Origin of the sequence: Pseudomonas sp. HMSC067G02 (assembly GCF_001813485.1) — a bacterium.
Taxonomy (GTDB): Bacteria; Pseudomonadota; Gammaproteobacteria; order Pseudomonadales; family Pseudomonadaceae; genus Pseudomonas; species Pseudomonas aeruginosa.
Genome location: NZ_KV812720.1, coordinates 170,728 through 179,617, shown reverse-complemented (window position 1 = coordinate 179,617; position 8,890 = coordinate 170,728). Strand labels below are relative to the sequence as shown.

Here is an 8,890-nt window from a genome sequence, read left to right as displayed (position 1 = left end):
CGATGGAGCGCCTGTTCCGCAGTCTGAAGTCGGAGTGGGTCCCGTCAACGGGTTACCTGACGGCGCAGGAGGCCCAACGGGACATCAGTCATTACTTGATGCACCGCTACAACTGGATCAGGCCGCATCAATTCAACGACGGGTTACCACCTGCGGTGGCCGAAGAAAAACTCAACCCACTGTCCGGGATGGGTTGACCACTACACCGACAGGAGAAGGTCTACGGCATTCGCCGAGTCAGGAGCTGGCGCGAAGCCGCCACCCGCTACCTGATGGAGTACAAGGATATGCCGTCGATCGGCCTGGCCGCCATCTACTTCGAGCAGTTGGATCCCTACATCGGCGACCTACCGCTCACGCACGTCGATGACGAGTCGCTTACCCCGTACATCAAGGACAAGCTGAAGCCGAGCAGGACATCGACCGGCAAGGTGAAGCCTGGTGTAACCCCAAGGACGGTGAACATCGCCCTGGAGAAGGTCATCCGCATTCTCAACCAATGCGCCCGGAAATGGCGTGACGAAGAGAAACGGCCCTGGCTGGACACGGTACCGATGATCAGCAAGCTGGACGAGAAGCGATCGAGGCGAACGCCCTACCCGCTTTCGTGGGAAGAGCAATCGCTGCTGTTCTCGGAACTGCCGGACCACCTGCGCCGGATGGCGCTCTACAAGGGCAACTGCGGCTCCCGCGAGCAGTAGGTGGTCAAGCTGAGGTGGGACTGGGAGATCCCGGTTCCGGAGCTCGACACCAGCGTGTTCCTGATTCCTTCGGATTTTGGAGGCAGGGACAAAGGCTCGGGTGTGAAGAACGGAGAGGAACGGCTGGTCGTGCTAAACACCGTGGCCAAATCGGTCATCGAGGGGCAGCGCGGCCTGGATCCAGTCTGGGTATTCCCGTATGGGATGCCCGACAGGAACGGCAAGGCGACACCGGTTCATCGGATGAACGATAGCGCCTGGAAGAAGGCACGGCTCAGGGCGGCGAATAAGTACCAAGAACGCGCCCTGCGTCCGGCACCGAAGGGATTCGCCTCAATCCGCATCCACGACCTGAAGCACACCTTCGGGAGAAGGCTGCGGGCAGCTGGCGTCACCGAGGAAGACCGGCGGGCCTTACTGGGCGGCCACAAGAACGGCAGCATCACCAGTCACTACTCAGTTGCAGAGACGGGAAAACTGATCGATGAGGCCAACAAGATATCGGCGACGGACTCGCGAGGGCCGGCGCTGACAACACTGCGGAGAAGGCAGGATGAAAAGTCCCGCAAAAGACCCTGAAACGAAAAAGGCCAGCTCATCTCTGAACTAGCCTAAGTCGTGGAGTTATTTGGTCGGGACGGAGTGATTCGAACACTCGACCCCTTGCACCCCATGCAAGTGCGCTACCAGGCTGCGCTACGCCCCGACTGTACTTCCAAGCTCAGTGGCTGTGCTTCCGAAGTGAGCCGCACTATATACTAAGCTTCTGATAAGTGGAAGTTTTTTTTGCTTCCGTCACTTCTTCAGGACCAGTAGGACTTCTTCCAGCTCGGCGATCATCTGGCGGATGAGCTGCTTGTACTGGGTGACGTCGTCCTTGGCCTCGTCGCCGGAGAGGCGCTGGCGCGCCCCGCCGATGGTGAAGCCCTGGTCGTAGAGGAGCGCGCGGATCTGGCGGATCATCAGCACGTCCTGGCGCTGATAATAGCGGCGGTTTCCGCGGCGCTTCACCGGGTTGAGCTGCGGGAACTCCTGCTCCCAGTAGCGCAGCACGTGGGGCTTGACCGCGCACAAGTCGCTGACTTCGCCGATGGTGAAGTAGCGCTTGCCGGGAATCGGTGGCAGCTCGTCGTTATGACTTGGTTCCAGCATATGCCTCAACCCTGGCCTTCAGTTTCTGCCCTGGACGAAAGGTGACAACGCGGCGGGCCGTGATCGGGATTTCTTCGCCGGTCTTCGGGTTGCGTCCGGGGCGCTGGCGCTTGTCGCGCAGGTCGAAGTTGCCGAAACCGGACAGCTTGACCTGCTCGTTGTGCTCCAGCGCCTGGCGGATCTCTTCGAAGAACAACTCCACCAACTCCTTGGCTTCCCGTTTGTTCAGGCCCAGCTCTTCGTACAGACGTTCCGCAATTTCAGCTTTCGTCAGAGCCCCCATACGCTATTTCCTTAACGTGGCATTGAACCTTTCTTCCAACGACGTGACGATGTTCTGCGTCGTGCTATTGACTTCATCGTCATTAAGAGTGCGCGATGGATGCTGCCAGGTCAAGCCGACGGCAAGGCTTTTTCTATGCGGATCAATGCCTTTACCGTGATACACATCAAACAGCCTGAGGTCCGTCAGCCATTCGCCGGCCGCCGCACGGATTTGTGTCAGGATGTCTTGTGCCGGCACGTCCTGGTCCACCAGCAGCGCCAGGTCGCGGCGCACTTCGGGGAAGCGCGACAGCTCGCGGAACTTCGGCAGGTGACCGTCGACCACTTCGGCCAACAGCAGCTCGAAGAGGAACACCGGCTGCTCGAGGTCGAGTTTCTTCGCCAGTTCCGGATGCAGCGCGCCCAGGTAGCCGACCAGCCGCCCTTCCCGCTCGATGCGCGCGGTCTGCCCCGGGTGCAGCGCCGGGTGCTCACCGGGCACGAAGCTGAAGTCGCCGAGGGCGCCGGCACTGGCCAGCACTGCCTCGACATCGGCCTTGGCGTCGAAGAAGTCCACGCCGTCACGGCCGTTGGCCCAGCCTTCCGGCAGGCGCTTGCCGCAGATGGCGCCGGCGAGCATGGCTTCCTGCTTCAAGCCTTCCAGTTGACCGACGAAGCGCAGGCCGCTTTCGAACAGGCGGACCCGCGACTGCTGGCGGTTGAGGTTGTGCTGCAGCGCCTTGACCAGGCCCGGCCAGAGGCTGGAACGCATCGCCGCCATGTCGGCGGAGATCGGGTTGGCCAGGGTCAGCGGCTGGGTGCCCGGATCGAACAGTTCGAACAGGGCCGGATCGATGAAGCTGAAGGTGATCGCTTCCTGGTAGCCGCGGGCGACCAGCAGGCGCCGCAGCAGCGGCAGCGCGGCGCGCGCTTCCGGCTTGTTGTTCGGCGCCAGGCGCGCCTGCGGGTAGCGCACCGGCAGGCGATTGTATCCGTAGAGACGGGCCAGTTCCTCGATCAGGTCGACTTCCAGGGAAATGTCGAAGCGATGGCTCGGTACGCCGACCGACCACTGCCCTTCCCCGTCGGCTACCACCGTTAGTTCCAGGGCTTGCAGCAGGCGCACGATCTCGGCGGCGTCCAGCGGCATGCCGAGCATCTGGGTCACGCGCTCGGCGCGCAGGGTGATCGGCGCGACCTTCGGCAGGTGCGCTTCGCTGACCTGCTCGACGATCGGCCCCGGTTCACCGCCGACGATGTCGAGGATCAGGCGCGTCGCGCGCTCCATGGCCTTGCGCGCCAACTGGCTGTCGACGCCGCGCTCGAAGCGATGCGAGGAGTCGGTGTGCAGGCCATAGGAGCGGGCCTTGCCGGCCAGGGCGATGGTGTCGAAGAACGCGGCTTCGAGGAACAGGTCGCGGGTGCTGTCGCTGACGCCGCTGTGCTCGCCGCCCATCACCCCGGCGATGGCCAGGGCGCGCTGGTGGTCGGCGATCACCAGGGTGTCGGCGCGCAGGGTGATTTCCTGGCCGTCGAGCAGGACCAGCGTCTCGCCGTCCTCGGCCATGCGCACGCGCACGCCGCCGTTGATCTCGGCAAGGTCGAAGGCATGCATCGGCTGGCCCAGTTCGATCATCACGTAGTTGGTGACGTCGACCACCGGGTCGATGCTGCGGATGTCGGAACGGCGCAGGCGCTCGACCATCCACAACGGGGTCGGCCGGCTCAGGTCGACGTTGCGGAGCACCCGGCCGAGATAGCGCGGGCAGGCGGCCGGCGCGGCGAGTTCGACCGGACGGGTCTCGTCGTGCTGCGCGGCGACCGCATCCACCGCCACCGGCGCCAGCGGGACGTCGTAGATGGCGCTGACTTCACGGGCCAGGCCGGCGAGCGACAGGCAGTCGCCGCGGTTCGGGGTCAGGCCGACCTCGATGGTGTAGTCGTCCAGCTCCAGGTAGGTGCGGACGTCCTGGCCGACCGGCGCGTCGGCCGGCAGCTCGAGCAGACCGGCGTTCTCTTCGCTGATCTGCAATTCCTTGGCCGAGCAGAGCATGCCGAAGGACTCGACGCCACGCAGCTTGGCTTTCTTGATCTTGAAGTCGCCCGGCAGTTCGGCGCCGATCATGGCGAAGGGAATCTTCAGGCCCGCGCGCACGTTGGGCGCACCGCAGACGACCTGGAAGGTCTCGCTGCCGTTGCTGACCTGGCAGACGCGCAGCTTGTCGGCGTCCGGATGCTGTTCGGTCGAGAGCACCTCACCGACCACCACGCCGCTGAAGGCGCCGGCGACCGGCAGGTCGGCGTCGACCTCGAGGCCGACCATGGACAGGCGAGCGACCAGCTCGTCATGGGAAACCTGCGGATTTGCCCAGCTCCGCAGCCACTTTTCACTGAATTTCATCCTGTTCTCCTAAGGAATCCGGTTGCGTTCTGGCCTAGCGGAATTGTCCGAGGAAGCGCAGATCGTTATCGAAGAACAGACGCAGGTCGTTCACCCCGTAGCGCAGCATGGCCAGGCGCTCGGCGCCCATGCCGAAGGCGAAGCCCTGGAATTTCTCGGGATCGATGTTGGACATGCGCAGCACGTTCGGGTGCACCATGCCGCAACCCATGACTTCCAGCCAGCCGGTCTGCTTGCACACGCGGCAGCCGTTGCCGCTGCAGATCACGCACTGGATGTCCACTTCGGCCGAGGGCTCGGTGAAGGGGAAGAAGGACGGACGGAAGCGCACTTCGAGCTGCTTCTCGAAGAAGGCGCGGAGGAATTCCTCGATGGTGCCCTTGAGGTCGGCGAAGCTGACGCCCTCGTCCACCAGCAGGCCTTCCACCTGGTGGAACATCGGCGAGTGGGTCAGGTCGGAGTCGCAGCGGTAGACGCGCCCCGGGCAGACAATGCGGATCGGCGGCTGCTGGGACTCCATGGTCCGCACCTGCACCGGTGAGGTGTGGGTACGCAGCAGCATGTTCGCATTGAAATAGAAAGTATCGTGCATGGCACGCGCCGGGTGGTGGCCCGGAATATTGAGCGCTTCGAAGTTGTGGTAGTCGTCTTCGACTTCCGGGCCTTCGGCGACTTCGTAGCCGATGCGGCTGAAGCACTGCTCGATGCGCTCCAGCGTGCGGGTGACCGGATGCAGGCCGCCGCTCAGTTGGCCACGACCGGGCAGGGTGACATCGATGCGCTCCGCGGCCAGCCGGGCGGCCAGCGCGGCCCCTTCCAGCTCGGTCTTACGCGCGTTCAGCGCATCCTGGACCTTTTCCTTGGCCACGTTGATCAGCGCGCCGACCTTCGGCCGCTCTTCGGCCGGCAGGTCGCCCAGGGTCTTCATCACCTGGGTCAGTTCGCCTTTCTTGCCGAGGTAGTGAACCCGGATCTGCTCCAGGGCATTGACGTCTTCGGTGTGTCGCACAGCCTCCAATGCTTGAGAGACCAGCGCATCCAGGTTTTCCATGTATGGACTCCAGATACAAAATAGGGGAAGAGCGGTAAGGCTCTTCCCCTATCGGTGACGTTACGTCCGGACCGAGGTCCGGTGATTGTCGTAGGGCTTAAGCCAAGCTTGCCTTCGCTTTCTCGACAATCGCGGTAAACGCCGCTTTTTCGTTCACTGCCAGATCGGCCAGGACCTTACGGTCGATCTCGATGGCCGCCTTTTTCAGGCCGGCGATCAGGCGGCTGTAGGACAGACCGTTCTGACGAGCACCAGCGTTGATACGGGCGATCCACAGTGCGCGGAACTGACGCTTGCGCTGACGACGGTCACGGTAGGCGTATTGGCCAGCCTTGATCACCGCCTGCTTGGCAACGCGGAACACGCGCGAGCGTGCACCGTAGTAGCCCTTGGCGAGCTTCAGAATTTTCTTGTGACGACGACGGGCGATAACGCCACGCTTAACACGAGCCATGAATTAATCCTCTACCTTAATAATCAGCGCAGACGCAGGGAGCGTTCTACGCGCGCAACGTCAGACTTGTTCAGCATCGAGGTGCCGCGCAGTTGACGCTTACGCTTGGTGGTCATCTTGGTCAGGATGTGGCTCTTGAAGGCGTGCTTGTGCTTGAGGCCACCAGCAGTCTTCTTGAAGCGCTTGGCCGCGCCACTTTTGGTCTTCATCTTTGGCATGTTCGGATACTCCGCATTGAGTGATTACGCATAACCGCAAGGCCTGCCAGTGCCCTGGTGGTTACTTTTTCTTCTTGGGAGCGATGACCATCATCAGCTGGCGTCCTTCCAGCTTAGGATGCTGCTCGACGGTGCCGTACTCCACGAGGTCGGCTTCGACCCGCTTCAACAGCTCCATCCCCAGCTCCTGGTGAGCCATCTCACGGCCGCGGAATCGCAGGGATACCTTGGCCTTGTCCCCTTCACTAAGGAAACGTACCAGGTTGCGTAGTTTTACCTGGTAATCCCCTTCTTCCGTCCCTGGACGAAACTTGATTTCTTTGACCTGCGCCTGCTTCTGGTTCTTCTTGGCGACCGCAGCCTGCTTCTTCTTCTCGAACAGGTGCTTGCCGTAGTCCATGATGCGGCAGACAGGAGGCACCGCGTCGGCCGAAATCTCAACCAGGTCCAGCTTCGCCTCTTCGGCTAGGCGGATCGCCTCATCGATCGAAACAACACCAACCTGCTGGCCATCAGCTCCAATCAACCGTACCTCACGAGCCGAGATGTTCTCGTTGATCGGGGGTTTCGGTTGAGCTCGCTTATCCTGTCTCATTTCACGCTTAATAATGATTACTCCGAGTCTTGGCGACCACGCCGGGAAACCGCCTGTGCCAACAGCTCAGCGAACTGGGTGACGGGCATGGAGCCCAGGTCTTCCCCTTCGCGCGTACGCACCGCGACGGCCTTCGATTCAACTTCCCGATCTCCAATAACCAAGAGATAGGGAACCTTGAGCAAAGTATGCTCGCGGATTTTAAAGCCGATCTTCTCGTTTCTCAAGTCGGACTTGGCACGGAATCCGCTTTCCCCGAGGATCCGCACCACCTCGGCGGCGAAATCGGCCTGCTTGTCGGTGATGTTCATCACCACTGCCTGGGTCGGCGCCAGCCAGGCCGGGAAGGCTCCGGCGTAGTGCTCGATGAGCATGCCGATGAAGCGCTCGAAGGACCCGAGGATCGCGCGGTGCAGCATCACCGGGCGCTTGCGGTTGTTGTCCTCGGCGATGTAGCTGGCGTCCAGGCGCTCCGGCAGGTTCGGGTCGTACTGCAGGGTGCCGCACTGCCAGTTACGGCCGAGGCAGTCCTTCAGGGTGAACTCGATCTTCGGCCCGTAGAACGCGCCCTCGCCCGGCTGGTATTCCCAGGCCAGGCCGGATTCGTTCAGCGCATCGGCCAGCGCGCCTTCGGCGCGATCCCACAGCTCGTCGGAACCGACGCGCTTGGCCGGACGGGTCGACAGCTTCATGGCGATGTCGGTGAAACCGAAGTCGCGGTAGACCTGCAGGGTCAGCTTGATGAAATCGGCCGCTTCCTTCTTCACCTGCTCTTCGGTGCAGAAGATATGCGCGTCGTCCTGGGTGAAGCCGCGTACGCGCATGATCCCGTGCAGCGCGCCGGACGGCTCGTTGCGGTGGCAGGCGCCGAACTCGGCGAGGCGCAGCGGCAGGTCGCGGTAGGACTTCAGGCCCTGGTTGAAGATCTGCACGTGGCACGGGCAGTTCATCGGCTTGACCGCGTAGTCGCGGCTTTCCGAGGAGGTGGTGAACATGTTCTCGGCGTAGTTCGACCAGTGGCCCGAACGCTCCCAGAGGATGCGGTCGACCACCTGCGGGGTACGCACTTCGACGTAGCCATGGTCGCGCTGGACCTTGCGCATGTACTGCTCGAGCACCTGGTAGACGCTCCAGCCGTTCGGGTGCCAGAACACCATGCCCGGCGCCTCTTCCTGCAGGTGGAACAGGTCGAGCTGCTTGCCGATGCGGCGATGGTCGCGCTTCTCGGCCTCTTCGATGCGCTGGATGTAGGCCGCCAGTTGCTTCTTGTCGGCCCAGGCGGTGCCGTAGATACGTTGCAGTTGCTCGTTCTTCGAGTCGCCGCGCCAGTAGGCGCCGGAAATCTTGGTCAGTTGGAACGCCTTGAGGAAGCGGGTGTTCGGCACGTGCGGGCCGCGGCACATGTCCACGTACTCCTCATGGAAGTACAGGCCCATGGCCTTCTCGTCCGGCATGTCGTCGATCAGGCGCAGCTTGTAGTCTTCGCCACGGGACTTGAACAGCTCGATGACCTCGGCGCGCGGGGTCATCTTCTTGATCACGTCGTAGTCCTTGTCGATCAGCTCGCGCATGCGTTGCTGGATCGCCGCCATGTCCTCGGGGGTGAAGGGGCGCTCGAAGAAGATGTCGTAGTAGAAGCCTTCCTCGATCACCGGGCCGATGACCATCTTCGCGGTCGGATAGAGCTGCTTGACCGCATGGCCGACCAGGTGGGCGCAGGAGTGGCGGATGATCTCCAGTCCTTCCTCGTCCTTGGGCGTGATGATCTGCAGGGTCGCGTCGCGATCGATGGTGTCGCAGGCGTCGACCAGGCGGCCGTCGACCTTGCCGGCGAGGGTCGCCTTGGCCAGGCCCGCGCCGATGGATTGGGCCACCTCGGCCACGGAGACCGGGTGATCGAAGGAACGTTGACTGCCGTCGGGAAGAGTAATGATGGGCATGGCGCCTCCTCTCCTAGTGGTGACCCCTACCAAAGGCCACGTGGGTTGGGATGTGCCAGTAAGCGTCGCCCGCCGGGCCGGCCTGCCTCACAGTGGCAGGCGCCTTGCGGCACC

8 protein-coding genes, 1 tRNA gene and 2 pseudogenes are annotated in these 8,890 nt (G+C 62.6%); 2 read left to right on the top strand and 9 right to left on the bottom strand.

Features of this window, described 5'->3' with window-relative positions:
- Nucleotides 1–197: pseudogene (locus tag HMPREF2914_RS32070) on the top strand (IS3 family transposase); the annotation flags it as partial.
- Nucleotides 198–206: 9 nt separating this feature from the next.
- Nucleotides 207–1,280 (top strand): annotated as a pseudogene (locus HMPREF2914_RS26605) (site-specific integrase); the annotation flags it as partial.
- Nucleotides 1,281–1,330: 50 nt separating this feature from the next.
- Here the strand turns inward: HMPREF2914_RS26605 and HMPREF2914_RS26600 are convergent.
- From HMPREF2914_RS26600 to thrS, 9 genes are all read right to left on the bottom strand, one after another.
- Nucleotides 1,331–1,407: transfer RNA gene (locus tag HMPREF2914_RS26600), tRNA-Pro, on the bottom strand.
- Between the two features lie 89 nt (nt 1,408–1,496).
- Nucleotides 1,497–1,853, bottom strand: coding sequence for a MerR family transcriptional regulator (locus tag HMPREF2914_RS26595; protein ID WP_003090655.1), 357 nt, complete (start codon nt 1,851–1,853; stop codon nt 1,497–1,499).
- Nucleotides 1,834–2,136 (bottom strand): integration host factor subunit alpha, encoded by a 303-nt coding sequence (gene ihfA / locus HMPREF2914_RS26590; RefSeq protein WP_003090661.1) that lies wholly within the window; start codon nt 2,134–2,136, stop codon nt 1,834–1,836. Before ihfA ends, HMPREF2914_RS26595 begins: the two co-directional genes overlap by 20 nt.
- A 3-nt stretch (nt 2,137–2,139) precedes the next feature.
- Entirely contained in the window at nt 2,140–4,518 is a 2,379-nt protein-coding gene (pheT, locus tag HMPREF2914_RS26585) for a phenylalanine--tRNA ligase subunit beta (RefSeq protein WP_023091632.1), read from the bottom strand.
- 34 nt (nt 4,519–4,552) lie between these two features.
- A complete protein-coding gene (pheS, locus tag HMPREF2914_RS26580) occupies nt 4,553–5,569 on the bottom strand; it encodes a phenylalanine--tRNA ligase subunit alpha (RefSeq protein WP_003090666.1) in 1,017 nt (338 codons plus the stop codon).
- A 97-nt stretch (nt 5,570–5,666) separates the two neighbouring features.
- Nucleotides 5,667–6,023: a 50S ribosomal protein L20 gene (gene rplT, locus HMPREF2914_RS26575; RefSeq protein ID WP_003099086.1), complete on the bottom strand. Its 357-nt coding sequence runs from the start codon at nt 6,021–6,023 to the stop codon at nt 5,667–5,669.
- Between the two features lie 23 nt (nt 6,024–6,046).
- Nucleotides 6,047–6,241: a 50S ribosomal protein L35 gene (gene rpmI / locus HMPREF2914_RS26570; protein ID WP_003090673.1), complete on the bottom strand. Its 195-nt coding sequence runs from the start codon at nt 6,239–6,241 to the stop codon at nt 6,047–6,049.
- A gap of 61 nt (nt 6,242–6,302) precedes the next feature.
- Complete coding sequence (gene infC / locus HMPREF2914_RS26565; protein ID WP_003119938.1) at nt 6,303–6,854, bottom strand: translation initiation factor IF-3; 552 nt, start codon at nt 6,852–6,854, stop codon at nt 6,303–6,305.
- Nucleotides 6,854–8,776 (bottom strand): threonine--tRNA ligase, encoded by a 1,923-nt coding sequence (gene thrS / locus HMPREF2914_RS26560; RefSeq protein WP_003090677.1) that lies wholly within the window; start codon nt 8,774–8,776, stop codon nt 6,854–6,856. Before thrS ends, infC begins: the two co-directional genes overlap by 1 nt.
- Nucleotides 8,777–8,890 lie beyond the last annotated feature (114 nt).

What these genes read in the sequence shown, in the direction of transcription:
- HMPREF2914_RS26595 (WP_003090655.1), bottom strand. Translation starts at nt 1,853, where the DNA reads ATGCTGGAACCAAGTCATAACGACGAGCTGCCACCGATTCCCGGCAAG.
- ihfA (WP_003090661.1), bottom strand. Translation starts at nt 2,136, where the DNA reads ATGGGGGCTCTGACGAAAGCTGAAATTGCGGAACGTCTGTACGAAGAG.
- pheT (WP_023091632.1), bottom strand. Translation starts at nt 4,518, where the DNA reads ATGAAATTCAGTGAAAAGTGGCTGCGGAGCTGGGCAAATCCGCAGGTT.
- pheS (WP_003090666.1), bottom strand. Translation starts at nt 5,569, where the DNA reads ATGGAAAACCTGGATGCGCTGGTCTCTCAAGCATTGGAGGCTGTGCGA.
- rplT (WP_003099086.1), bottom strand. Translation starts at nt 6,023, where the DNA reads ATGGCTCGTGTTAAGCGTGGCGTTATCGCCCGTCGTCGTCACAAGAAA.
- rpmI (WP_003090673.1), bottom strand. Translation starts at nt 6,241, where the DNA reads ATGCCAAAGATGAAGACCAAAAGTGGCGCGGCCAAGCGCTTCAAGAAG.
- thrS (WP_003090677.1), bottom strand. Translation starts at nt 8,776, where the DNA reads ATGCCCATCATTACTCTTCCCGACGGCAGTCAACGTTCCTTCGATCAC.